19 protein-coding genes are annotated in these 23,295 nt (G+C 65.9%); 12 read left to right on the top strand and 7 right to left on the bottom strand.

Going from position 1 to position 23,295, the window contains the following annotated elements:
• Positions 1-50 precede the first annotated feature (50 nt).
• Genes ACSQ3S_RS23405 through ACSQ3S_RS23390 form a run of 4 tightly spaced genes read right to left on the bottom strand, consistent with a single transcriptional unit; the run spans position 51 to position 3,395 of the window.
• The gene (locus ACSQ3S_RS23405) at positions 51-716 is read right to left on the bottom strand and encodes a hypothetical protein (protein WP_436143932.1); all 666 of its coding nucleotides are present in this window, start codon (positions 714-716) and stop codon (positions 51-53) included.
• On the bottom strand, positions 713-1,681 hold the full coding sequence (locus tag ACSQ3S_RS23400) for an MlaD family protein (protein WP_176651719.1): 969 nt from the start codon (positions 1,679-1,681) through the stop codon (positions 713-715). The genes ACSQ3S_RS23405 and ACSQ3S_RS23400 overlap by 4 nt, the downstream gene beginning before the upstream one ends.
• Position 1,682: 1 nt before the next feature.
• Complete coding sequence (locus tag ACSQ3S_RS23395; protein WP_436143931.1) at positions 1,683-2,471, bottom strand: ABC transporter permease; 789 nt, start codon at positions 2,469-2,471, stop codon at positions 1,683-1,685.
• A 57-nt stretch (positions 2,472-2,528) separates the two neighbouring features.
• A complete protein-coding gene (locus ACSQ3S_RS23390; protein ID WP_436143930.1) occupies positions 2,529-3,395 on the bottom strand; it encodes a LysR family transcriptional regulator in 867 nt (288 codons plus the stop codon).
• 87 nt (positions 3,396-3,482) lie between these two features.
• Here ACSQ3S_RS23390 and ACSQ3S_RS23385 point away from each other — a divergent pair, with 87 nt between their 5' ends.
• From ACSQ3S_RS23385 to ACSQ3S_RS23375, 3 genes are all read left to right on the top strand, one after another.
• Entirely contained in the window at positions 3,483-4,868 is a 1,386-nt protein-coding gene (locus ACSQ3S_RS23385; RefSeq protein WP_436143929.1) for an MFS transporter, read from the top strand.
• A 98-nt stretch (positions 4,869-4,966) separates the two neighbouring features.
• Complete coding sequence (locus ACSQ3S_RS23380) at positions 4,967-7,792, top strand: M16 family metallopeptidase (RefSeq protein WP_436143928.1); 2,826 nt, start codon at positions 4,967-4,969, stop codon at positions 7,790-7,792.
• 12 nt (positions 7,793-7,804) lie between these two features.
• Positions 7,805-8,005, top strand: a complete 201-nt coding sequence (locus ACSQ3S_RS23375) for a hypothetical protein (protein WP_072780462.1) — start codon at positions 7,805-7,807, stop codon at positions 8,003-8,005.
• 15 nt (positions 8,006-8,020) lie between these two features.
• Here ACSQ3S_RS23375 and ACSQ3S_RS23370 read toward each other — a convergent pair whose 3' ends face one another.
• Complete coding sequence (locus tag ACSQ3S_RS23370) at positions 8,021-8,419, bottom strand: VOC family protein (protein WP_436143927.1); 399 nt, start codon at positions 8,417-8,419, stop codon at positions 8,021-8,023.
• Positions 8,420-8,486: 67 nt separating this feature from the next.
• On the opposite strand from ACSQ3S_RS23370, the gene ACSQ3S_RS23365 reads away from it, so the two are divergent.
• From ACSQ3S_RS23365 to ACSQ3S_RS23355, 3 genes are read left to right on the top strand one after another with little or no spacing between them, the layout of a single operon-like run.
• Complete coding sequence (locus ACSQ3S_RS23365) at positions 8,487-9,905, top strand: cytochrome P450 (RefSeq protein WP_436143926.1); 1,419 nt, start codon at positions 8,487-8,489, stop codon at positions 9,903-9,905.
• Between the two features lie 38 nt (positions 9,906-9,943).
• Complete coding sequence (locus ACSQ3S_RS23360) at positions 9,944-10,471, top strand: SRPBCC family protein (protein WP_176651712.1); 528 nt, start codon at positions 9,944-9,946, stop codon at positions 10,469-10,471.
• Positions 10,472-10,489: 18 nt separating this feature from the next.
• A complete protein-coding gene (locus ACSQ3S_RS23355; protein WP_353402987.1) occupies positions 10,490-10,909 on the top strand; it encodes a hypothetical protein in 420 nt (139 codons plus the stop codon).
• Here ACSQ3S_RS23355 and ACSQ3S_RS23350 read toward each other — a convergent pair.
• Positions 10,906-11,925: an AraC family transcriptional regulator gene (locus tag ACSQ3S_RS23350; RefSeq protein WP_413448021.1), complete on the bottom strand. Its 1,020-nt coding sequence runs from the start codon at positions 11,923-11,925 to the stop codon at positions 10,906-10,908. The genes ACSQ3S_RS23355 and ACSQ3S_RS23350 overlap by 4 nt on opposite strands.
• Before the next feature lie 122 nt (positions 11,926-12,047).
• On the opposite strand from ACSQ3S_RS23350, the gene ACSQ3S_RS23345 reads away from it, so the two are divergent.
• Genes ACSQ3S_RS23345 through ACSQ3S_RS23335 form a run of 3 tightly spaced genes read left to right on the top strand, consistent with a single transcriptional unit; the run spans position 12,048 to position 16,839 of the window.
• Positions 12,048-13,640, top strand: a complete 1,593-nt coding sequence (locus ACSQ3S_RS23345) for an FAD-binding oxidoreductase (RefSeq protein ID WP_436143925.1) — start codon at positions 12,048-12,050, stop codon at positions 13,638-13,640.
• The gene (locus ACSQ3S_RS23340) at positions 13,637-15,253 is read left to right on the top strand and encodes a glycerol-3-phosphate dehydrogenase/oxidase (RefSeq protein WP_436143924.1); all 1,617 of its coding nucleotides are present in this window, start codon (positions 13,637-13,639) and stop codon (positions 15,251-15,253) included. The genes ACSQ3S_RS23345 and ACSQ3S_RS23340 overlap by 4 nt, the downstream gene beginning before the upstream one ends.
• Positions 15,254-15,276: 23 nt before the next feature.
• A complete protein-coding gene (locus ACSQ3S_RS23335; RefSeq protein WP_176651707.1) occupies positions 15,277-16,839 on the top strand; it encodes an FGGY-family carbohydrate kinase in 1,563 nt (520 codons plus the stop codon).
• 6 nt (positions 16,840-16,845) lie between these two features.
• Here ACSQ3S_RS23335 and ACSQ3S_RS23330 read toward each other — a convergent pair whose 3' ends face one another.
• Entirely contained in the window at positions 16,846-19,248 is a 2,403-nt protein-coding gene (locus tag ACSQ3S_RS23330) for a TonB-dependent receptor (protein ID WP_436143923.1), read from the bottom strand.
• A gap of 231 nt (positions 19,249-19,479) precedes the next feature.
• Between ACSQ3S_RS23330 and ACSQ3S_RS23325 the strand changes: the two genes are divergently transcribed.
• The 3 genes from ACSQ3S_RS23325 to ACSQ3S_RS23315 are packed head-to-tail and all read left to right on the top strand — an operon-like array spanning position 19,480 to position 23,285.
• On the top strand, positions 19,480-20,877 hold the full coding sequence (locus ACSQ3S_RS23325) for a flavin-containing monooxygenase (RefSeq protein ID WP_176651705.1): 1,398 nt from the start codon (positions 19,480-19,482) through the stop codon (positions 20,875-20,877).
• Positions 20,878-20,887: 10 nt separating this feature from the next.
• Positions 20,888-22,408 (top strand): aldehyde dehydrogenase, encoded by a 1,521-nt coding sequence (locus ACSQ3S_RS23320; protein ID WP_353402993.1) that lies wholly within the window; start codon positions 20,888-20,890, stop codon positions 22,406-22,408.
• Between the two features lie 10 nt (positions 22,409-22,418).
• Positions 22,419-23,285 (top strand): SDR family NAD(P)-dependent oxidoreductase, encoded by an 867-nt coding sequence (locus ACSQ3S_RS23315; RefSeq protein WP_436143922.1) that lies wholly within the window; start codon positions 22,419-22,421, stop codon positions 23,283-23,285.
• The last annotated feature ends 10 nt before the right edge of the window (positions 23,286-23,295 follow it).

The following is a 23,295-nucleotide window of genomic DNA, read 5'->3' as shown; positions in this document are numbered from 1 at the left end:
GCGTGGCTGAGGTCGTGTCCAAATGTCAGATCTGACCCCGGATTACCGGATTATGGTTTCTCGCTGACGAGGTCAATGCGGCGCTTGAGGCGCTGGGCTTCGGCGGTGTCGCCGGATTTTTCGGCGCGCATCGCCTGGACGCCCAGCCAGGCCAGCAGCGGGCGGCGCCAGCCTTGGGCGGAGGCGGCGTCCACGGCGTCGCGAAGGACTTCCGGCGTGGCTCTGCCCGCGCGCAGCAGGACGCCGCTGGCCACCAGCTTGGACATGGGATCGGCGATCGCCTGCACGGCGCCGGTTGCGGCCGCGTCGCCGGACGCTGTGGCGACCGGCCGGTGCTGCGCCGGCAGCAGCGCGGCGTCGGCAGCAGTGGCACGGCCGGACAGGTAGGCGGCGTAGGCGCGATCGGCCGGGCCTGCGTCCTGCGACAGCTTGTCGTAGCCGGCGCAGTCTTCAAACACCAGCGAGGCGACGCGCGCGGCGCAGCGTATCAGTTCGGCGCGTATCATCAGATCGACTTTTCCGGTGCTGGCCAACGCCTCGCGGGCGCGCTGGTATTCGGCCGCCTCAACGCGGGCATTGCCGGACATGTAGGCGGCGGTCGAGCGTTCGATGGAGCTTTGCGCGTTCATCTGCCAGTCCGGCACCGGCGGGTTGTTGCCGCAGGCCGCGAGCAGCAGCGTAACGGACAGCGCGAACAGCGGGGCGATAGTCTTCATGGCAGCTTGATCTCCGTGTCGCGCTTGAACGGCCATTTGCGGTTGATTTCGTTGACCAGCTGTTCGACCCGGCGCAAGCTGCTTTCCACTTCGCCGCGCAAGGTGCCCAGGTCGGCCGTGGCTTCCTTGGCGTTGGCGCCGACGGCCTGCGCCTCGACCAGCACCGCGTCCATTTTCTTCAGGCTGCTGCGGGCATCGGCCAGCAGGCCGTTGAGCTGCACGATGGTCGCCTGCGCGTCCGTCATCACCCCTTGCTTGCCGAAGACTTGCGTGTCGGCGTGGCCGATCAGGCTGTCGGCCTTGGTGGCCAGCGCGTTCACGGTGATCAGCAGCTTGTTGGCGCGCTCGGTCAGCTCCTTCGCGTTCTTGTCGTCGCCGGCGATCAGGCCCATGGCGCCGCCGGGGCCATTCAGCTTGCCGGTCACGCCCTGCACGTTGGCCAGGCTGGCCGCCAGCGCGGAGTTTTCCGCCGTCAGCGTGCTCAGGTTGTCCAGCAGCTCCTTGGCCGAGGCCAGCAGGCGCGGTATCTCCGCTGCCGGATCGCCGACCAGTATCGGACGCAGCGCCCCGTCCTCCAGTGCAGGATCGGTGGGAATGCCGCTGAAGGCGCGCAGCTTGGCGCCTCCCACCAACCCCCGTTCCAGCGTGAAGATGCTGGAGCTGCGCAGCCAGTGCGCGTCCTTGCGCGGTACGTCGACGATGACGCGGGCCTTGCCGTCCTTGCCAAGTTCGATGAGGCGCACGCGCCCGATCGGGAAGCCGGCGAAGGTGACGTCCATGCCGACCACCACGCCTTCCGAATCGTCGGCCTGCAGCACCAGCGTCTGCGTCGCCTCGAAAGCGCCGCGCGCGTACATCAGGTACAACGCCGCTCCGGCGACCAGCACCACCATCAGTATCAGCAGCAGTGCCGCCTTGAGTTCCGCATTGCGCACCGGCGCCGCTTCGGTTGTTTGGTCTGCCATGTCAGTAGTAGTTACCCATGAGTGATGCGACTTCGATGAGGAGTATCACGGCAAACAGCCGTACCATGTCGTGCAGGCCGTGCGTGACCTTGTTGCGGTAGCTGGCGCCGAAGTAAAACGAGGACGCCATCGGGATCAGCCCGACCGCAAAACTGAAGAAGACGATTTTCAACACCAGTATCATCGCGACCGCCGGGTTGAAGACCTGGCCGACCACCCGCGTGTAGCCCTGCAACGCCCACGGCGTGAAGCCGTACAGCGACAGGTAGGCGAGGATCAGCGTCAGCACGCAGCTGACGGCGGCCAGCATCCAGACCGCGAACACGCCGGCCACCACGCGCGGGAAAAATTCCTGGTGCAGTTCGGCCTCGGTGACCGTGTTGCCGGCGCCGCGGCCCTGCGCGAACTCGAGGCCGGCCGGCAGCGTGGTGCGTAGCGCCACGAAGGCGGCCGCGCACAGCGGGACCAGTTCCAGCACCAGCACGCGCACCACCATCTCCAGCGCGAAGCGCGACAGGCCGTAGCTTTGCGAAGTGACGAAAACGATGCGGATCAGGACCACGCTCACCAGCGCCGACAGCACGGCGAACCATGCGAGGTTGGGCGCGGTGTCGCGCACGATGTGGCGCGCCAGCTTGTTGCGGTTGACGCGGCCGTAGCTGGCGGGCGTGACGGCGAGCGACAGCATCAGCACCGCGAACAGCAGCAGCCTCCACCAGCTATGCAGCCAGGCGAGGGTGGCTTGGTTCAGGCGCCGCAGCGCGGCGGGCACGGATGCTTCGAGGTTCATATTGCCATATTAGCACCGCGACCGCGCGGGCAGGCGTCCGGCTCGCCAGCCGCGACACTACTTGTCGGGGAAGCTGGCGATGATGGCGTCCGCCGCCGCGCGCACGCGGGCGCTGCGACTGAGGTCGCTGTGCATCACCAGCCAGACGTCGTAGTGGTCGACCCGCTCGGGCCAGATGCGCGTCAGCGCCGGATCGCCGTCGGCCATGTGGCAAGGCAGCTCGGCCACGCCCATGCCTTTGCGGGCGGCGTCGATCAGCAGCAGGCCGCTGTTGACTTCGATCGCCGCGCGCGCGTTGTGGATCGGTTCCAGGCACAGCTTCTCCTGGTGCCGCGGCGCGACGCTGGCCTGGTAGCGGACGATGTCATGGCCGGACAGGCCGTTGCCCGCCACCGGCATGCCGCGTTCGGCCAGGTAGGCTGGCGTGGCGTACAGCCCCATGCTGCGGCGGATCAGGTGGCGCGAGATCAGGTCGGGACTGGTCGGCTTGAGCGTGCGCACGGCGAGGTCGGCCTCGCGCCGCGTCAGGCTGGTGATTTCGGTGCTGGCGCTGAGGACGATGCGGATTTCGGGGTGCTGCACGTGCAGCCGCTGCATGGCGTCCAGCACGAAAGCGGCCGCCATGGTGTCCGAGGTGGTCACGCGCACGATGCCGGACAGGCGGTTGTCGATGCCCTGCATCTCGCGCTGGAACTGCAGCGCCGCCTGTTCCATCAGCTCGGCGGCGGTGACGGCCAGTTCGCCGGCCGGCGTGGCCAGGTAGCCGGACGGCGTGCGCAGGAACAAGCGCGCCCCCAGCGATTTTTCCAGCGCGTTGAGGCGGCGTCCGACGGTGGCCTGGTCGATATCGAGCAGCCCGGCGGCCGCGCGCAGCGTGCCCTTGCGGTAGATGGCGAGGAAGATCCTGGCGTTGTCCCAATCCATGCGGTTTCCCGGTGAAATGCATTTTTGCATCAGAGTGCCGATGTTATGCGTATTTACTGCATCGCGCAAGCGGCCTAACATCGCGTCATGAATACTCAAACCACTACCGCCGCCGTGCCTGCCCGCCAGGTGCCGCCCCTGCTGATGCTGATGACGCTGGCCATCGGCTTCGTGATGGCGATGATCGATGTCACCGCCGTCAATACCGCCTTGTCCGACATCTCCGTCAGCCTCGCCGTGCCGCTTGCCGGCCTGGTATGGGTGGTGGACGGCTACACGCTGACCTTCGCCGCGCTGCTGATGGCGGGCGGCGCGCTGGCCGACCGTTACGGCCCCAAGAACGTCTACCAGGGCGGCTTGAGCGTCTTCATACTGGGTTCGATACTGTGCGCGGTGGCGCCCAGCGGGAACGCGCTGATCGCCGCCCGCTTGCTGCAAGGCGCCGGCGCCGCGCTGTTCATGCCCAGCTCACTGAGCCTGATGACCCACGCCTACGAGAACCAGGCCACCCGCGCGCGCATGCTGGGCACCTGGTCGGCCATCGTCGGCTGTTCGTCGGCGGCCGGTCCGCTGGTGGGCGGCCTGCTGGTGCACGAATTCGGCTGGCGCAGCGTGTTCTGGGTGAACGTGCCGATCGGCCTGGCCGGCATCGTGCTGACGCAAGTGCTGGCGCCGGCCACGCCGCGCCATGAGCGCGCGCTGTCGATGTTCAGCCATCTGCTGAGCGTGGCCGCGCTGGCCGCGCTGAGTTTCGTGCTGATCGAAGGCCCGGTGCTGGGCTGGGGTTCGGTGCAGGTGCTGGGCGCCGCCGCCGCGGCCATCGGTGCAGCATTCCTGCTGGTGCGGCGCGAACGCACCGGCGCGCATCCCTTGCTGCCGCGCGCCTTGTTCGAGACGCCGGCTTTCGCCGCGGCCAACGGCGTCGGCTTCCTGATTAACTTCGCGGTGTTCGGCCAGTTGTTCCTGCTTAGCCTGTACATCCAGCAGTCCGGCGCCGACGCGCTGCATACGGGCTTGAAGCTGATACCGATGATGGCCGCTTTCGCCGTCGGCAATCTGACGTCGGGCCGTATCACGGCGCGCGTCGGCACGCGTCCGCCGATGATGTATGGTTTGCTGGTGGGGTTGAGCATGGCGGTGCTGATGCTGGCCGGCCTGTCGCCGCAGACGCCATACTGGCTGCTGGTGCTGGGCACCGTGGTGATGAACGTCGCCATCGGCATCGCGATTCCTGGCATGACGGCGACGGTGATGCTGGTCGCCGGCAAGGCCCACGCCAACAGCGCCGCAGCCGCGCTGAACGCCAATCGCCAGATCGGCGCGCTGGTCGGCGTGGCGATGATGGGCACCGTGCTGCACATGGTGCCCGACTGGGCCTGGCGCTTGCCGCTGGCCTTCGGCCTGATTACGTCGGCCTATGCAGGCGCCTTGTGCCTGGTGTACCGATACGTCAAGCTGGGCAAGCCGGTTTAGGAGTTGTGGCCTGCCGGCTGGCAGGCGAGGAAGGAATCTAGCCCAAATTAAGAATTTCGGTGTAAGGTAGCTCCCTCGTTCATTTTTACGCAACTTGTATGAAGCTGATGATTTCGCGTAGCGCCTCCGCCGCCATCCTGCTGGCGTGTTCCCTCATGGCGCAAGCCGATAATCCGCCGCCGCTGAAACTGAGCGATCCGATTCCGGTAGGTCCGCAGGTCAAGGTTGGCAAATTGGCCAACGGCCTGACCTACTACGTGCAGAAGAACGGCCGCCCCGAGAACAAGCTGGAACTGCGGCTGGTGGTCAAGGCCGGCTCGATCCTGGAGGACGAGGACCAACTGGGCCTGGCCCATTTCACCGAGCATATGGCGTTCAACGGCTCGACCCATTTCAAGCGCAACGAACTGGTGTCCTACCTGCAGTCGATAGGCGTGAAGTTCGGCGCCGACCTGAATGCCTACACCAGCTTCAACGAAACCGTCTACATACTGCCGATACCGACCGAAAAGCCCGAGATCGTGGAGCAGGGCTTCCAGGTGCTTGAGGACTGGGCCCACGGATTGTCCTTCAACGATGCCGACATCGACAGCGAACGCGGTATCGTGCTGGAGGAACTGCGCATGGGCAAAGGCGTGGACGACCGCATGAACAAGGTGCTGTTGCCCAAGGTGCTGAACGGCTCGCACTACGCGCAGCGGCTGCCGATCGGTAAAGAGGATATTCTCAAGAGCTTCAAGTACGACGCGATCAAACGCTTCTACCGCGACTGGTACCGCCCGGACCTGATGGCGGTGGTGGTGGTCGGCGACATCGAACCGGCCAAGGCGCAGGCGCTGATCGAGCAGCATTTCGGCATGCTGAAAAATCCGCAGAACCCGCGTCCGCGCGAGTACGCGACGATACCGGAACGCGCCGCGTCGGAAGGCGTGGTGTTCACCGATAAGGAAATCGGCGCCAACTCCATCTATATCCGCTACCCGATCCATCCATGGCCGGCCGGCACCACCGTCGCCGACTATCGCCAGAAGCTGATCGAGAACATGTACAGCTTCATCCTCAGCCAGCGCATGTATGAGCTGACGCAGCAGGCCAATCCGCCGTTCCTGCAAGGCGGCAGCGGCATGAGCGGCGTGGTGCGCGGCTATCGTTCGTTCGGCGCCGGCGCGGTGCTGGGCAAGGGCGGCGCCACGCCGGCCATCAACGCGCTGGTGCAGGAAGACCAGCGCGCGCGCCAGTACGGTTTTACCGCTTCCGAAGTGGAGCGCGCCAAGAAGGGCATATTGCGCAACTACGAACGCATGTACAACGAGCGTGACAAGTCCGATTCGAGCGGCTATGCGGCGGAATACATCCGCAACTTCCTGGAGCAGGAAACCATCCCCGGCATCGCGGCGGAGTACCGCTATGCCACCGAGCTGATTCCCGATATCTCGCTGTCCGAGGTGAATGCGGCGGCGCGCGTGGCGATTCCGGTCGATCAGAACAAGCTGGTGATCTACACCGGTTCGGACAAGGCCGGAACGCCGGTGCCGAAAGCCGACGAGCTGCTGGCCATCGCCAGCGCGGCGGAAAAAATCGGCGTCAAGGCGCAGGAAGAGAAGGTGTACGCCAGCCAGCTGATGCCGGTGCCGCCCAAGGCCGGCAGCATCGTCGGCCAGACCGTCAATGTCAAGCTGGGAACGACGGAACTGAAGCTCAGCAACGGCGTCAAGGTGGTGCTCAAGCCTACCGACTTCAATAACGACCAGGTGATGATGGGCGGCGTGCGTTACGGCGGCTGGTCGCTGTTCGGCGACCGCGATATCTTCAACGCGCACTACGCCAGCAGCATCGTCGGCCAGATGGGCGTGCTCAATTACACGCCCAACGACCTGGGCAAGGTATTGGCCGGGAAGAGCGTCAGCTCCACCGCCAGCGTCAGTTCGCTGAATGAATCCGTGGGCGGCAGTTCGGGCAGTTCGGACATCGAATCGATGTTCCAGCTGGCCTATCTGCAGATGACGCAGCCGCGCAAGGATGCGGCCATCTACAGCGCCTACGTCGACCGCCAGCGCGAACTGGCGCAGAACAATCTGGCGCGGCCGGAATCGGTGTTCTACGACACCGTCACCGCCACGCTGTACAACAACAATCCCCGCGTGCTGCGCGCGGCCAAGCCGGCCGACTTCGACCAACTGGGACTGGACCGGGTGCTGGATATCTACAGCAGCCGCATGTCCAGCGCGCGCGACTTCACGTTCTTCATCGTCGGCAGCTTCGACGTGGAGAAGATCAAGCCGCTGGTCGCCACCTATCTGGCCAGCCTGCCGACGGGCGAGATTCCCGTTGCGTTCAAGGACGAGGGCGTGCGTCCTGTGAAGGGCGTCGTCAAGAAGGAAGTGCATGCGGGTTCTGAGCCCAAGAGCACGATCTCGCTGTCGTTCACCGGCGACGTGGAATACTCGCGCACCGAACGCCTGCGCATGCAGGCGCTGGTCGAGGTGCTGAACATCAAACTGATCGAGGTGCTGCGCGAGAAAATGGGCGCGATGTACAGCGGCGGCATGAACGGCACGATGAACCGCATCCCCTACGGTAACTACACGATCAACGCCAACCTGCCGTGCGCGCCGGAGAACGTGGACAAGGTGATCGCCGCCACCTTCGCCGAGATCGACAAGATCAAGCAGAACGGCGCCGAGGAGGCGGACCTGAACAAGGTGAAGGCGGCCTGGGTCAAGAGCTACCGCAAGGGCCTGCGCGAGAACGGCTACTGGCTGGCGGTGCTGCAGAGCGCCTTCTTCAATAATTCCAATCCAGACGATATACTGACCTATGAGTCGCGTGTCGACGAGATCAAACCGGCCGACCTGAAAGCGGCGGCCAGGCGCTACTTCGACATGAACAACTATGTACAGGTCGTGCTGTATCCCGAGAAATAAGAGAGGTCAACCATGGCAAAGAAAAAAGAAGAACTGGATCCGGAAACCCTGGAATTGATCAACTGGTGCATCGAAGTCGAGGGCTTCCTGGTCAAGGGCGGCGCCACGCAGGAGCAAGCGCAGGAACATATCGAAGAACAGGTCGAGTGGTTCACCGACCAGTTCTACGAAGGCCTGACGCCGGAGGAAGCCGCGAAGGAAGCGCTGGCTTAAGATTGAACAGCACGCTCAAGCCTGTTCGGCGTCATGACAGACGACGCATAATTTATTCCCCTCCGGATCGCGGAAGTAGGCGCCGTAGTAGTTGGCGTGATAATGCGGCCGCAAGCCCGGGGCTCCTTCGCACTGGCCGCCATGCGCCAGCGCGGCCGCATGGGCACTGTCGACCGCCGCGCGCGATGGCGCCATGAAGGCGAACATCTGGCCGTTGCCGCATCCCGCTGGCTGGCCGTCATACGGTTTCCCGATCACGAACAAGGGCCGCGCGGTTTCCGCCGGCATCCACGCCGCCCAGGGCTTGCTGGCGTCCTTGAAGCGCGGCCGCGTGCCCAGCTCCGCCATCAGCGCGCTGTAGAAGGCGTAGGCCGGCTCAAAGTCGTTGATCCCTATGTAGACATGCGAAAGCATCAGCTTCTCCAATAAGTGAGTATAAAGTCAACATTTCGGGGTATAGTGTAAGCGGAGACCAAAATAAATGGGAAAAAACACGCTGCGCCGTATCGCCGATCTGCCCGGACCGAAGGGGCGCCCTTTGCTGGGCAATGTACGCGACATCAATGTCAGGCCCATGCATCAGGTGCTGGAGGGCTGGGGCCGCGAATTCGGGGCGATGTACCGCTTCCGCATCATGCGCAAGGAGTTCGTCGTGACGGCGGACCGCGACGTCATCGCCACCCTGCTGCGCGACCGTCCCGACGCGATGCGGCGTTCCAGCCGCACCGCCGAGATGCTGAACGAAGTCGGCACGCGCGGCCTGTTTACGGCCGAGGGCGAGGACTGGCGCCGCCAGCGCAAGCTGGTGATGCGGGCGCTGACGCCGGAGGTGATCCACAATTTCTTCCCGACGCTGACGATGCTGACCGAGCGCCTGCGCGCGCGCTGGGATGCCGCCATCGCCGCCGGCAAGCCGGTCGACGTGCTGCGCGACCTGAAGGCTTATACGCTGGACGTGACCATCGGCCTGGCGATGGGGCAGGACATCAACACGCTGGAGCTGGAGGAGCATCCGCTGCAGCGCGATATCGAATTCCTGTTCAAGCTGGTGGCCAAGCGCCTGACGTCGCCGTTCGCCTACTGGCGCGTGGGGCTGCTCAAGCGCGCCGACGACCACGAGGCCACCGCCGCCGCGGCGCGCATCCAGCGCGCCATCTTCGGCTTCATCGCCGAGGCGCGCAAGAACATCGAGCGCAATCCGGCGTTGCGGCAGAAGCCGTCCAACATGCTGGAGGCGCTGATCATCGCGCGCGACGAGCCCGACTCCGGCCTGACCGACGAGGCGGTGGTCGGCAACGCGATCACGATGGTGTTCGCCGGCGAGGATACGACTTCGAACACGGCCGCCTGGCTGATCGATTTCCTGTCCATGCATCCGCAAGCGGCGGCGCGCATGGCGGAGGAGGCCGGCCAGGTCCTCGGCGACGGTGCGGTGCTGTCCGACTACCATCTGCTGGACCGCCTGCAGTACATCGACGCCGCCACGCGCGAGGCCATGCGGCTGAAACCGGTCGCGCCCCTCATGGCGGCCGAATCGAACGAGGATGCGGTGGTCGGCGATCTCGCGGTGCCGGCCGGCACGGTGATTTTCCTGTTGCTGCGGCACGCGTCCGAGCGCGGTTGCGAGCTGGCGCAGCCGGAGCGCTTCCTGCCCGAGCGCTGGCTGGAGGCGGCCGGCGGCAGCGGCGACGATCCGGGCCGCAAGCAGTTTCCCTTTGGCGGCGGGCCCCGTTTCTGTCCCGGCCGTTATCTGGCGATGGCCGAGATCAAGATGGCGATGTCGATGCTGGTCAAGAACTTCACGCTGGTGCGCGAACCGGGCGCGCCGCAGGCCGAGGAGCGCTTCACCTTCACGATGACGCCAGACTCCTTGCCGGTGCGACTGATCAAAAAAACATGATAGGCTAGAGGCGCTTTTCACAAAACAGGGGATAAAACATGTTGAAGAAAATCGCAATCGGCGTTGTCGTACTGATCCTGATCGTCCTGGGCCTGGCCGCCATGCAGCCGGACAGCTTCCGCGTGCAGCGGAGCATCGCCATCAAGGCGGCGCCGGAGAAAATCCAGCCGCTGATCAGCGATTTCCACAACTGGCCCGCGTGGTCGCCGTGGGAGAAGCTGGACCCGGCCATGAAGCGCACCTATAGCGGCGCGCCCAAGGACCAGGGCGCCGTCTATGCGTGGGAGGGCGACGACAAGGTCGGCGCCGGCCGCATGGAGATCACCGGACTGGCGCAGCCGACCAAGGTCGACATCAAGCTCGATTTCCTCAAGCCGTTCGAATCGCACTGCCTGACCGAGTTCGCGCTGGAACCCAAGGGCGAGCTGACCACGGTGACCTGGACCATGTCCGGCCCGAGCAATTTCATGACCAAGCTGATGGGCCTGGCCGTCAGCATGGACAAGATGATAGGCAAGGACTTCGAGACCGGCCTGGCCAACATGAAGGCGGTGGCTGAAAAATAGCGGAGGCGGGCGATGAGGATGGGTCCAGTATTGTGCGCAGCGGCGTTGGCGATGGCGGCCGTGGCTCATGCCGCGCCGCTGAGGCACGACCATCCGGTCATCGGCACCTGGCAGGTCACGCTGCCCGACGGCTCCTGCAGCGAAACCTACCGCATCCGCGCCGACGGCAGCACGCTGGTGTTCAGCAACGAGGAGGTGGCCGAGTCCACCTTCTCGATCAGCGACCAGCCCGACAAGGACGGCTTCTATGAGGAAGTCGACACCATCGTCAAGGACAACGGCAAGCTCGATTGCCTCGGCGACGTGACCGAGGTGGGGCGCGCGGTCACCAGCTACCTGCTGTTCCATCCCACCGGCGACATGTTCCTGATGTGCGTCGAGCGGCGCATGGACAAGTGCATCGGCCCGTTCATACGGGTCAAGGGCAACGAGATCTAAGTCCGGTAGGCGCCGGGATTGACGCCGGCCCATTCCCTGAACGCGTGGTTGAAGGCGCTCTGCTCCTGGTAGCCCAGCAGGAAGGCGATGTCGACCAGGCTCAGTTCCGGCTGGCGCAAATAGTCCTTGGCCAGGGCAAAGCGCGCCTGGTCCAGTATCTGCTGGAAGGTGGCGCCGGCGTCGCTCAGCTTGCGCTGCAGCGTGCGCGGCGACAGCTTCAATTCTTCGGCGATGGACGCCAGCCGCACCTGCCCGTGCGCCAGGTTGCGGACGATGGCCGCGTGGACCTGCTGCGCGATCGAGTTGTCGCTTTGTACGCGCTGGCGCAGCAGCTGCTCCGCGTGCTGCTGCAGCACCGGATACAGGCTGACGTCGGCGTTGGGCACGGGCCACGCCAGCAACTGAGCGTCGAACGTGGCGACATTGGCCGGCGCGCCGAAGTCCGGCATCTCTCCCAGCACGCGGACATATTCATCGCGATTGGCCGGGTCGCCGCCGTCGTGGGTCAGCGCCAGCCGCGCGGCCGGCAGCGTCACGCCGGCCAGCCAGTTGCCGAACACGCGGATGCCGGCGAACACGCTGTCGGCGAGGTGGCGGTGGACGGGGCTGTAGTTGCTGTGCCAGGTGTAGCGGGCCACGCCGTCTTTCACAGTCAGCTCCGAGCGGCCCAGGTCGTGGGCCAGCTGCTCGTAGCGCATGGTTTGCTCGAAGGCCTGGCCGAAGTCGCGGCAGCTCAGCAGGATCAGGCCGTAGACGCTGTAGGTTCCCATCTTGACGCGCTCGCCCACGTGCAGGCCGAAGTGCGGGTCGGCCGCCAGCGCGGCGCCGGCATCGAGCAGGCGCACGTAGTCGTCGGCGGGCAGCGAATCGGGCGGCGGCTGCAGCGCACCGGCGGCCATGCCGGCGGCGCGCTCCAGGACTGCGGGCGTGACGCCGCGCGCCGCCGCCGCTTCCAGCAGGGGCTGCAGATACGACCCGGCGACGCGGCGCGACAGGTCAGCGTGCGGGCTTGGCATAATCGAACAAGGCGGTTGTCATGAAAGCGCAATACCTCTGGCGGGCGTTATCTTATTCTGATGTCATTGAAACTCGGTGCGCGCCAGTATAACAAGCGCTCCGCTACGCAGACAGGAAAACAATGAGACGCTGGAACGGTTGGGGTGACGATACGATAGAGTTTGCGCTGAACGAGGATGCGCTGGCGTTTCTGGCGCAGCGCATCGGGCACGGCTCGCCGGTGGCGGATGCGGCTTACGAGCAGGCTTGCGCGCAGATCGCGCCGTCCCGGCTGGCGCCGCATCCCCTGATCGATACGGCGCCGGAGGTCCGGCTGCGCAACGCGCTGGGCCAGAGCCTGCCGGATTGGCTGCGCCTGCGCCATGGCGTGATCGAGACGGCGCCGGACGGCGTGGCCTACCCGGAAAGCCCGGAGCAGGTGCGGGCGCTGCTGGAGTATGCGCGGCAGCACGGCGTGGTCGTCATACCGCAAGGCGGCGGCACCAGCGTGGCCGGCCATTTGACGGCGCCGGCCGGCGACCAGCCGGTGCTGGCGGTGAACCTGACGCGCCTGCGGCAGCTGCACTATCTGGATACCGAGTCGCAGCTGGCGACCTTCGGTGCCGGCGTGTTCGGTCCCGATCTGGAGGCGCAGCTGCGGGCGCGCGGCTATACGCTGGGGCACTTCCCGCAATCGTTTGAATATTCGACGCTGGGCGGCTGGGTGGTGACACGGTCGTCCGGCCAGCAATCGCTGCGCTACGGCCGCATCGAGCAGATGTTCAAGGGCGGCAAGGTGGAGACGCCGGCCGGCACGCTGGATATTCCAACCTTCCCGGCGTCCGCCGCGGGCACGGATCTGCGCGAGATGGTGCTGGGATCGGAGGGCCGCATGGGCATCCTGACCGAAGCCACGGTGCGCGTGACGCCGGTGCCCGAGTATGAGGCGTTTCATGCGGTGTTCTTCCCGGACTGGCAGGCGGCGGAGACGGCGGTGCGGCATGTCGTGCAGGCCGGCCTGTCGCTGTCGATGCTGCGCTTGTCCAATCCGCTGGAGACCACCACCATGCTGGCGCTGGCCGGCCACAAGAAGCTGATTTCGGCGCTGGAGCGCTACCTGGGCTGGCGCGGCTGCAAGGACGGCAAGTGCATGCTGATGATAGGCGTGAGCGGCCGCCAGGGCGCGGCGAAGGCGGCGTTGAAGGATGCGCTGGAATTGACACGGCCGCACGGCGGCGTGCATATCGGCCGCGCCATGGGCGACAAGTGGAAGCAGAACCGCTTCCGCAACGTCTACCTGCGCAATGCGGCGTGGGCGCACGGCTATGCGATCGACACGGTGGAGACGGCGGTGGACTGGCCGCGCGTGGGGACCATGATGCGGGCGGTGGAGGCCGCGGCGACGGCGGCGCTGGCCGAACACGGCGAGCAGGTACACACCTATACGCACCTGTCGCACCTGTATGCGCAGGGGGCGAGCGTTTATACGACGTTTGTGTACCGGCTGGCCGGCGGCTATGAATCCGACCTGGCGCGCTGGCGATCGCTGAAGCAGGCGGCCAGCATGGCGATTGTGGAGAATGGCGGCACCATCAGCCATCAGCACGGCGTCGGCAGCGACCATGCGCCTTACCTGGTGGCGGAGAAGGGCGAGCTGGGATTGGCGGCGATGCGCGCGATGTTTGCGTATTTCGATCCGCAGCAGATCATGAATCCCGGGAAGCTGCTGCCATGACGGCCTGGTGGCGCAGCGGCGGGCGGACAGGCTTGCCGGAACTGCTGGCGAGAGACTGGGATTTGATCGTGATCGGCGGCGGCATCACCGGCGCTGGCATATTGCTGGAGGCGTCGCGGCGCGGCCTGAAGGCGCTGCTGGTGGAGCAGCGCGACTTTGCCTGGGGCACGTCGAGCCGGTCGTCAAAGCTGGTGCATGGCGGCTTGCGCTATTTGAAGGAAGGGCAGTTTGCGCTGACGCGCGAGTCGGTGCATGAACGGGAGCACCTGTTGCAACGGGCTGCGGGATTGGTGGAACCGCAGAGTTTTGCCTTCGGCGAGTACGAAGGCCGCAAGCCGGGCAAGCGCATGTTCCTGCTCGGGCTGGCGATATACGACCGCATGGCGGGGCAGAAGGCGCGCCATTACTTCGGCCGCGAGGAGTTCGGGGCGCTGGCGCCGAACGTGTCGTCCGCTGGCCTGAAGGGCGGCATGGTCTACACCGACGCCAAGACCGATGACGCGCGGCTGGTGCTGCGCGTGCTGCAGGAGGCGCAGCGGCACGGCGGCGTCGCGCTGAACTACATGGCGGTGGAGTCGCTGCTGCGCGGGGACGCCGGGCCGGCGGCGGGCGGTGTCGTGCGCGGCGCGCGCTTGCGCGACGGTCTGACCGGTGAGTCGCACGAGGTACGCGCCCGGCTGGTCATCAGCGCCACCGGCGCCTGGGCCGACGGCCTGCGCATGCAGGGCAGCCGGGGGACGTCGAACGGCGCCAAGCCCCGGTTGCGGCCTTTGCGCGGCAGCCACCTCGTGCTGCCGGCCTGGCGCCTGCCGCTGGCGCAGGCCATCAGCCTGATGCATCCCGCCGACGGCCGTCCGGTGTTCGCGTTTCCATGGGAAGGCGTCACGCTGGTCGGCACGACGGATGTCGATCACAGGGAGGACATGGCGCTCGAAGCGTGCATCACCCGTGCCGAAGTCGATTACCTGATGGCCGCGCTGCACGACCAGTTCCCTCAATTGAACTTGAGCGAGAGCGACGTCATCGCCAGCTATGCCGGCGTGCGGCCGGTGATCGACAGCGGCAAGGCCGATCCGTCGAAGGAGGGGCGCGACCACGCCTTGTGGCTGGAGGAGGGCCTGTTGACGGTCACCGGCGGCAAGCTGACCACGTTCCGTGTCATCGCGCTCGATGCGCTCAAGCTGGCGGCGACGCTGCTGCCGGGTTGGCACGACAAGCTGGAGCCGCAGCCGGTGTTCGGGCCGGCAGCGGCGCTTATCTTCCAGCGCGGACTGCCGGCTGGCCAGGCGCAGCGCCTGCAGGGCCGCTATGGCGCGCTGGCGCGGCAGCTGCTCGATGCGGCGCAGCCGGGGGAGCTGGAACTGATCGCGGGGACGGAGACCATCTGGGCGCAGTTGCGCTGGGCGGCGCGTTGCGAATCGGTGCAAAAGCTGGAAGACCTGCTGCTGCGCCGCAGCCGCATCGGCATCCAGTTGCGCGGTGGCGGCATCGAGATCATGGACCGCGTGCGCGCCATCTGCCAGCCGGAACTCGGCTGGAGCGACCAGCGATGGGACGCCGAACTGGCCGCCTATCTGGCATTATGGAATACCCATTACAGTTTGCCCGCATAAGCACGGGCGGCATCAGGACACACATGGCTGACCAATACATCCTCTCCATCGACAACGGCACCCAGAGCGTGCGCGCCTTGCTGTTCGATTTGAACGGCAACCTGGCGGCCAAGGCGCAGGTCCATCTGCAGGCCTACTTCTCCGACTACCCCGGTTGGGCCGAGCATGACGCCGATGGCTATTGGCGGGCGGTTTGTTCTGCATGCCAGCAGTTGTGGGCCTCGACAGATATTCCGCGTTCCGCCGTCAAGGGCGTGGCGGTGACGACGCAGCGCGGCACTGTGGTCAACGTGGACAGCGACGGCAAGGTGCTGCGGCCCGCCATCACCTGGCTGGACCAGCGCCGCGTCGGCAAGCAGAAGCCCCTGAGTTTCCTGTGGCGCACCGCGTTCAAGCTGGCGCGCGTGTCCGGCACCATCGAATACTTCCGGCGCGAGGCGGAGATCAACTGGATCGCCGAGAACCAGCCCGGGATCTGGGCCAGGACCGACAAATACCTGCTGCTGTCGGGCTTTCTGAACTTCCGCCTGAGCGGACGACATGTCGACTCGATCGGCTCGCAAGTGGCCTATCTGCCGTTCGACTACAAGAAGCACCGGTGGGCCGGCGCGCGCGACTGGAAATGGGAGGCACTGGCCATCAGGCCGGACATGCTGCCGGAACTGGTTCCGCCGGGTACCGTGATCGGCGCGGTGACGGCTGCCGCGGCCGAAGCGACCGGCATCCCGCAAGGCACGCCGCTGGTGGCCGCCGCCGCCGACAAGGCTTGCGAGGTGATCGGCTCGGGCGGACTTGAGCCGCACATCGCCTGCCTGAGCTACGGCACCACGGCGACCATCAACACCACCACCAGGAAGTATGTCGAAGTCACGCCGCTGATACCGCCTTATCCGGCGGCCATTCCAGACGCCTACAACACCGAAGTGCAGATTTTCCGCGGCTACTGGATGGTCAACTGGTTCAAGGAGCAGTTCGGCCACCTGGAGCAGATGGCCGGCGCCGAGCAGGGCATGGCGCCGGAGGCGATGTTCGACCTGCTGGTGAATCAGGTGCCGCCCGGTTCGATGGGCCTGATGCTGCAGCCGTATTGGAGCCCCGGCATCAAGACCCCCGGTCCGGAAGCGAAGGGCGCGATGATCGGCTTCGGCGACGTCCACACGCGCGCCCATATGTACCGGGCGATACTTGAAGGCCTGGCCTACGCGCTGCGTGAAGGGAAGGAACGTATCGAAAAGCGCAGCGGCGTGCCGGTGACTGAACTGCGCGTGGCGGGCGGTGGCTCGCAAAGCGACGCGGCGATGCAGCTGACGGCCGACATCTTCGGCCTGCCGGCTGCGCGCGCGCACATCTACGAGACTTCCGGCCTTGGCGCCGCGATCGCCGTGGCCGCTGGACTGGGGTTGCACAAGGACTTCGACAGCGCCACGCGGGCCATGACGCGCACGGGCCGCGTGTTCCATCCGATCGCCGCCAACCAGCAGATCTACGACAGGCTGTACCGCCGCGTCTACCTCGGCATGTACCAGCGCCTGCAGCCGATGTACCAGGAGATCGCCGACATCACCGGCTATCCCGAGCAGCTGTAGACGCGTCTACAGGCTGCCCTTCAGTTCCAGGCCTATGGTGCGCGGCGGCGTCACGCTCGCATAGGGCATGCCGACCTGCTTGGTCTGTCCGTCCAGGTTGTAGACATAGCGCTTGTTGAACAGGTTGTTCACCAGCAGGCCCACGCCGAACTTGCCGCTGGCGTTGTCCCAGCCCAGCCTCAGGTCGGCCTTGCCGCCCGCTTCGCCCGTTCGGAAGGCCGGAGCGTTGAGGCATTGCAGTGCGCGCGTGTCGTCGTTGCAGCGGGTCTTGCTGTGATAGGTGCCTTGCAGCGTTGCGCTGATCCGGCCGTCGAGCGCTTCCCAGCTGGCGTTCACGCCCGCCATGCCGGTGAAGGAGGGCGTGCCGACCGGTTGGCCGGACAGGTCCAGCGTCGCACCACTGGTATCGGCGGTGCGATAGCTGCGGTAGGTCTGGTCGATCAGCTCCATGCCGCCGAACAGCGTCACGCCCGGCGCGATGCGCAGGCGGCCGTCGAGGTCCAGCCCCTTGGCCTGCTGGTCGCTGTTGATGACGTTGTAAGTCGCGATCGGGCCGGTGCCTCCCAGCTTGATGTCCTGAAGATTCTTGAAGCGATAGGCGAACAGGCTGCCGTTCAACGTGGCGCGGATGCCTGGGAAATACCATTTGAAGCCCAGTTCGAGGTTGGTCATCTTTTCCGGCGCGAAGCTCGGGTCGCGCTCCGCGGCGACTGCCGATGCGGCATTGGGCGGCGTGAAGACGTTGAAGCCGCCCGCCTGGTAGCCCTGCGACAGCGACGCGAACAGCAGCAGGTCCGGCGTCAACTTATGATCCAGCACCAGGCGCGGACTCCAGTCGCTCCAGCTGCGCGTGGCCCGGACCGGCGTGGCCGCCAGCCGGCCGGCCGCGTAGAAAATCTGGTTGGACGGCAGGGCCGCCGCACTCAGGCCGGCGGCGGCGCCGTAGGTGTCGAGCAGCGTGTCCAGTGCCGGCGAGCTGCGGCCGGGCACATACCACTCCATGTTTTTGCGGTCCCGGCTCCAGCGCACGCCGACGGTCAGGTTGGTGGCCGGCGTCATATGCCAGATCACGTCTTCATATAACGATACCGCGCGGGTTTGCAGATAGTTGTAGCTGGTCTCGCCCCAGCCAAAGCTGGATGCGCCGTCGACGCCGGGCACGCCCGCCTGTCCCAGCCCGCCGAACAGCGCGGCAAAGTCGGCGTTGCCGCCGCCGAGCAGGTTGATGGTGTCCAGCGTGGCGGTGTTGAGCAAGGCGGTCGAGGCCTGGCGCTCGCGGTTGTCGTAGAAACTGGCGCCGGCGATCCAGTCCAGCTGCGCGGTCCTGCCCGAAAGCTTGAATTCCTGCTGCCAGCTATAGGCGCGCTTTTGGTCCGTGTTGGACAGGGAGACATCGACGCGGGCGGTGCCGTCGTTGTCGGTCTGGTTGAACGAAGAGAAGGTGCGGTAGGCGGTGGTCGAGCGCAGCGTCATGCCGCCGAGCGGCAGCTCCGCGCGCAGCGTCACGCCGTCGAAATTGCGCCGCTCGCCGCCTGAGACGTCGTTTTCCAGCGGCGCCGTGCGCGGATCGGTGAAGTTCGCCACATAGGCCGCGTCGTAGACACCGCGATAGCCGGCCAGCGGCTGCGAACCATCCTTGACCACGCCGAAAGCCGGCCAGCCGGCCTGGCGCAGCTGCTCGTGCTCCCACGACAGGTTGAGCGTCGCGTCTCCCAGCTTGTGCTTCAGCGACAGCCGCGTCGCCCACGACTGGTCGCCGCCGGCATGGGCGCCGTTGGCGGCGTTGCGCACCCAACCGTCGCTGGCGGCGCGCACCACGACCAGGCGTGCCGCCGTGTCCTGACCCAGCGGCAGGTTGATCATCGCGTCCAGGTTGGCGCGGCCATAGTCGCCGACCTTGATATGGCCGGCCATGTCGAAGCTGTTTTCCGGCTCGTTGGTGACGACGGAGATCGCGCCGGCGGCGCTGTTGCGGCCGAACAGCGTGCCTTGCGGGCCTTTCAGCACCTCGACGCGTTGCAGGTCGATGAAGTTCATCAGCGCGCCGCCGGTCTTGCCGGTGTAGACGCCGTCGACGTAGATGCCGACCGGCGTGTCGGTGCCGATGCCGAAATCGCCGGGCTGCACGCCGCGTATGCCGAACACAGGCTGCGTCGGCTGGGTGGCGTCCACCTGCAGGCCGGGCAGGTATCCGGTCAGGTCGCCGAGATTCTTGGCCCCCAGGTTCTGGATGTCCCTGGCCGTTACGACCTCCATCGAGATCGGCACTTCCTGCGCCGACTGCGAGCGCGATTGGGCTGTGACGACCACTTTCTGGATGTCGTCGGCAGCGCTTGCGCCATAAGGAACGAGGGCCGCGCCGCCCGCCAGGGCGAGGGCGATGGATGTTGTCGTTGCTGGTGTCTTCATGATATCTCCCGGTGATTGTTTTGATCGAATGTAGTCGGGAGGTTGCGTGGAGCGGGGGCTGGATCGGACAGCGGAGGATGCCCGCGTGGCCAAACCGGCGCCGGTGTTGCGCTGCCGCCCGTCCGCGGCGCTTGGCCGGAATTGCTCCCCGCCTGTCCTTTTGGACCCCGTGCGCCGCCGTCTTTGTTTGCACAATGAACTCCGGATTTTCATAAAAATGGGAGAGTGAACATGTCATACCAACAGCAGGATGAAATTATCGATTGCGGCAACGCGGTATGCGTGGTGGGTGCCGGGCCGGGCGGCCTGTCGGCGGCGCGCGCATTGAAGGGCATGAAGCTGGCGTACGAGCAGTTCGAGCGCCATTCGGATGTGGGAGGAATCTGGGACATGAGCAATCCCGGCAGCCCGATCTACGAATCGGCCCACTTCATTTCGTCGCGCGACCTGTCGGGCTTTATCGGCTTCCCGATGCCGAAGTCCTTTCCCGACTACCCCACCAACAAACAGATACTGAGCTATGTTCGCAGCTACGCCGACGCCTTCGGCCTGCGCGACGCGATCCGCTTCAATACGTCGGTGCGGAACGTGCATAAGGAGGACAGCGGAAAATGGCTGGTGACGCTGGGCGATGGCAGCCGCCGGCGCTACCACGCCGTCATCTGCGCCACGGGCTGTAACTGGGATCCCAACATGCCGGAGGTGAAGGGCCAGTTCAATGGCGAGATCCGTCATTCCGTCACTTACAAGAGCAGCGACGAATTCGCCGGCAAGCGCGTGATGATCGTCGGTGTCGGCAACTCGGGCGCGGACATCGGTTGCGACGCGGCGGCGCGCGCCGACAAGGCTTTCATCAGCATGCGGCGCGGCTACCATTTCATTCCCAAGCATCTGTTCGGACTGCCGGCGGACCAGGTCGGGGAAAGCGGACCGCAGCTGCCGATGTGGATCGCGCGGCCGGTGATGGGACTGCTGCTCAAGATGTTCACCGGCGACCTGACCCGCTTCGGCCTGCCGAAACCGGACCATAAGCTGTTCGAAAGCCATCCGCTGCTTAATTCGCAGCTGCTGCACAATCTCCAGCACGGCAATATCTCCGTCAAGCCGGACATCGCCTATTACGACGGCGACGAGGTGGTCTTCAAGGACGGCAGCCGCGAGCGGCTCGACCTGGTGGTCTACGCCACCGGCTACAAATGGAGCTGCAAGTACGCGGCGGAATATTTCGAGTGGCGCGGCGGCAGACCGCAGCTGTACCTGTCGATGTTCAGCCGCGACCACCGCAACCTGTTCGGCATCGGCTATGTCGAAACCAACTCCAGCGCCTACAAGCTGTTCGACACGGAAGCGTTCATGATCGCCGCCTATCTGCGCGACCAGTTGAACAACCCCGGCGGCGGCAGCCGGTTCGACGCGCTGATCGCCAAGGACGACCCGGACCTGTCGGGCGGCCTGAAATTCGTGAAGTCGCAGCGGCATGAGGTCTATCTGGAGGCGCATGCGCTCAAGTCCTACCTGAAGCAGTTGCGCAGGAAGATGGGCTGGCCGGAGCTGAGCGAAACCTACTATGACCATCTGCGCACCGGTGCGGCGGCGCGGCCGTCGCCGGCGATGCGCGTGGCCGCTTGAGAGGAACCCCATGGACAAGACAGTGCAGTACTACCAGCAGCAGGCCGCGCGGCTCGATTTTGAAACCCGTGCGCTGATCGGCGGGCGCTTCGTCAACGCAATCTCGGCCGAGGAATTCGATTCCATCAATCCGGCCACCGGGCGAAGACTGACGGGCGTCGCCCGCTGCGGCGCCGTCGAGGTGGACGACGCGGTCAGCGCGGCGCGCCAGTCCTTCGAGCGCGGCGACTGGTCGGGCGCCTCGCCCAAGCACCGCAAGAAGGTTCTGCTGCGGCTGGCCGACCTGGTCGAGGCCAACCTGGAGACGCTGGCGCTGATGGAGAGCCTGGACTCGGGCAAGCCGATACGCGACGCGCTGTCCGCCGACCTGCCCGACATGATAGAGAGCCTGCGCTGGCACGCCGAGGCGGCCGACAAGCTGTACGACCAGATGGCGCCGACCGCGCCCGACGTGGTGGCGATGATCGTGCGCGAGCCGATCGGCGTGGTGGGCGCGGTCCTGCCGTGGAATTTTCCGCTGTACCTGGCCGGATGGAAGATCGGGCCGGCCCTCGCCAGCGGCAATTCGATGGTGATCAAGCCCGCCGAGCAGACTTCGCTGACGGCGCTGATGCTGGGTCGCCTGGCGCTGGAGGCCGGCGTGCCGGACGGCGTGCTGAATATCGTGCCCGGCTACGGCGAGACCGTGGGGCAGGCGATGGGGCGCCACCCGGGCATCGATTGCCTCAGCTTCACCGGTTCGGGCGAGGTGGGGCGCTTGTTCCTCAAGTATTCGGCCGAATCCAACCTGAAGCGGGTGGTGCTGGAGTGCGGCGGCAAGAGTCCTGCGCTGGTGCTGGCCGACGCGGCCGACTTGCCGCGCGTGGCGCAGCAGGTGGCCACCGGGGCGCTGTTCTGCCAGGGCGAGAACTGCAGCGCCGGCTCGCGCCTGATCGTGCACCGTTCGCGCAAGGACGAGCTGCTGGCGCTGCTGCGGCGCGAGTTCGACGCCTGGCGGGTCGGCGATCCGCTGGACCCGGCCACCCGCGTCGGCGCGCTGATCGAGCCGGGTCACATGCGGCGCGTGCTCGGCTACATCGCCGGCGGCGAGGCGCAGGGTGCGCGGCTGGCCCACGGCGGCGCGCAGGTGCGCCAGGATTCCGGCGGCAGCTTCGTGGAACCGACCATTTTCGACGGCGTGCTGCCGGCGATGACCATCGCGCGCGAGGAGATCTTCGGGCCGGTGCTGTCGGTGATGGAGTTCGACGACCTGCGGCAGGGCATCGCGATTGCCAACGACACCAATTATGGCCTGGCATCGTCGGTCTACACCAGCAACCTGGACGCGGCGCACGGCGTGGCGCGGGCGATCCGCGCCGGCACCGTGTCGGTCAACTGTTTTTCGGAGGGGGACACCGGCGTGCCGTTCGGCGGCTACAAGGAGTCCGGCTTCGGCGGTCGCGAAAAATCGCTGATGGCGCACGACCAGTACACCGAGACCAAGACCATCTGGATGCAACTGGGCGCGGCCAGTTTCGCCGCCAACACTTGAGGGAATGCATATGGCAACAACATCGAAAGGCGGCCGGGTCGCCATCGTCACAGGCGGAGCCGGCGGCATCGGGCGCGAGATCTGCAGGGGCTTCATCGAGCGCGGCATCATCTGCGTGCTGGCCGACCTGGATCAGAAGGCGCTGGACCGCGCCACCGCCGAACTGGGACCGGCTGCGGTGGGTGTGGCGATCGACTTGAGCGATTTCGGCAAACTGTCGTCACTGCTGGCGTTTGTGCAGGCGCGCTACGGCAGGCTGGATATCCTGGTCAACAACGCCGCGATCACCGGCACCGGCCACTTCGAGGAACGCTCGGTCGAGCATATCCTCGGGGAGCTGAACATCAATCTGCTGTCGCCCATCGTGTTGACGCGGCTGGCCTTTCCCGCCTTGCAGCGCTCCGGCGATGGCCGGGTGATCAACACGGTTTCACTGGGCGGGATTTTCCCGTTGCCGGAGACGGGCATCTATTCGGCCACCAAATTCGGCCTGCGCGGCGCCATGCTGTGCCTGGGCATGGACCGGGAGCGGCACGGCGTGCATGTCGGCAGCGTGCTGCCCTCGGCTACGGAGACGCCGATGTTGATGCGCGAGGCGGTCGAAGGCGGCAACACCCTGCAGTTCATGGATCCGCCGCAGCAGCCGGCGGACGTGGCGCGCCAGGTGATGCGCATGCTCGACAGTCCGTGCCTGGAGCGCTATCCGCGCTGGAGCGAGTCATGGTCGGTGCGGCTGGCGATGCTGGCGCCGAACTTCCTTCCCCGTTTGATACCGCTGTTCCGCAAAAAAGGAGTGCGCGGCCATGCGCGCTATCTGGAATCGCTGCGCAAGCGCGGGCTGGCGGTTTCGCGCGAAGGGAAGTGGGAGCTGTCCTGACGGGCGAAGT

Source organism: Duganella sp. LjRoot269 (genome assembly GCF_964254095.1).
Lineage (GTDB): Bacteria > Pseudomonadota > Gammaproteobacteria > Burkholderiales > Burkholderiaceae_D > Rugamonas > Rugamonas hordei.
Note: the sequence above shows the minus strand (reverse complement) of the source record. Positions and strands in the feature narration are given on the sequence as shown.

What these genes read in the sequence shown, in the direction of transcription:
- ACSQ3S_RS23355 (WP_353402987.1), top strand. Translation starts at nt 10,490, where the DNA reads ATGGGTCCAGTATTGTGCGCAGCGGCGTTGGCGATGGCGGCCGTGGCT.
- ACSQ3S_RS23375 (WP_072780462.1), top strand. Translation starts at nt 7,805, where the DNA reads ATGGCAAAGAAAAAAGAAGAACTGGATCCGGAAACCCTGGAATTGATC.
- ACSQ3S_RS23390 (WP_436143930.1), bottom strand. Translation starts at nt 3,395, where the DNA reads ATGGATTGGGACAACGCCAGGATCTTCCTCGCCATCTACCGCAAGGGC.
- ACSQ3S_RS23350 (WP_413448021.1), bottom strand. Translation starts at nt 11,925, where the DNA reads ATGCCAAGCCCGCACGCTGACCTGTCGCGCCGCGTCGCCGGGTCGTAT.
- ACSQ3S_RS23320 (WP_353402993.1), top strand. Translation starts at nt 20,888, where the DNA reads ATGGACAAGACAGTGCAGTACTACCAGCAGCAGGCCGCGCGGCTCGAT.
- ACSQ3S_RS23360 (WP_176651712.1), top strand. Translation starts at nt 9,944, where the DNA reads ATGTTGAAGAAAATCGCAATCGGCGTTGTCGTACTGATCCTGATCGTC.
- ACSQ3S_RS23345 (WP_436143925.1), top strand. Translation starts at nt 12,048, where the DNA reads ATGAGACGCTGGAACGGTTGGGGTGACGATACGATAGAGTTTGCGCTG.
- ACSQ3S_RS23380 (WP_436143928.1), top strand. Translation starts at nt 4,967, where the DNA reads ATGAAGCTGATGATTTCGCGTAGCGCCTCCGCCGCCATCCTGCTGGCG.
- ACSQ3S_RS23335 (WP_176651707.1), top strand. Translation starts at nt 15,277, where the DNA reads ATGGCTGACCAATACATCCTCTCCATCGACAACGGCACCCAGAGCGTG.
- ACSQ3S_RS23370 (WP_436143927.1), bottom strand. Translation starts at nt 8,419, where the DNA reads ATGCTTTCGCATGTCTACATAGGGATCAACGACTTTGAGCCGGCCTAC.
- ACSQ3S_RS23385 (WP_436143929.1), top strand. Translation starts at nt 3,483, where the DNA reads ATGAATACTCAAACCACTACCGCCGCCGTGCCTGCCCGCCAGGTGCCG.
- ACSQ3S_RS23330 (WP_436143923.1), bottom strand. Translation starts at nt 19,248, where the DNA reads ATGAAGACACCAGCAACGACAACATCCATCGCCCTCGCCCTGGCGGGC.
- ACSQ3S_RS23395 (WP_436143931.1), bottom strand. Translation starts at nt 2,471, where the DNA reads ATGAACCTCGAAGCATCCGTGCCCGCCGCGCTGCGGCGCCTGAACCAA.
- ACSQ3S_RS23400 (WP_176651719.1), bottom strand. Translation starts at nt 1,681, where the DNA reads ATGGCAGACCAAACAACCGAAGCGGCGCCGGTGCGCAATGCGGAACTC.
- ACSQ3S_RS23340 (WP_436143924.1), top strand. Translation starts at nt 13,637, where the DNA reads ATGACGGCCTGGTGGCGCAGCGGCGGGCGGACAGGCTTGCCGGAACTG.
- ACSQ3S_RS23315 (WP_436143922.1), top strand. Translation starts at nt 22,419, where the DNA reads ATGGCAACAACATCGAAAGGCGGCCGGGTCGCCATCGTCACAGGCGGA.
- ACSQ3S_RS23405 (WP_436143932.1), bottom strand. Translation starts at nt 716, where the DNA reads ATGAAGACTATCGCCCCGCTGTTCGCGCTGTCCGTTACGCTGCTGCTC.
- ACSQ3S_RS23325 (WP_176651705.1), top strand. Translation starts at nt 19,480, where the DNA reads ATGTCATACCAACAGCAGGATGAAATTATCGATTGCGGCAACGCGGTA.
- ACSQ3S_RS23365 (WP_436143926.1), top strand. Translation starts at nt 8,487, where the DNA reads ATGGGAAAAAACACGCTGCGCCGTATCGCCGATCTGCCCGGACCGAAG.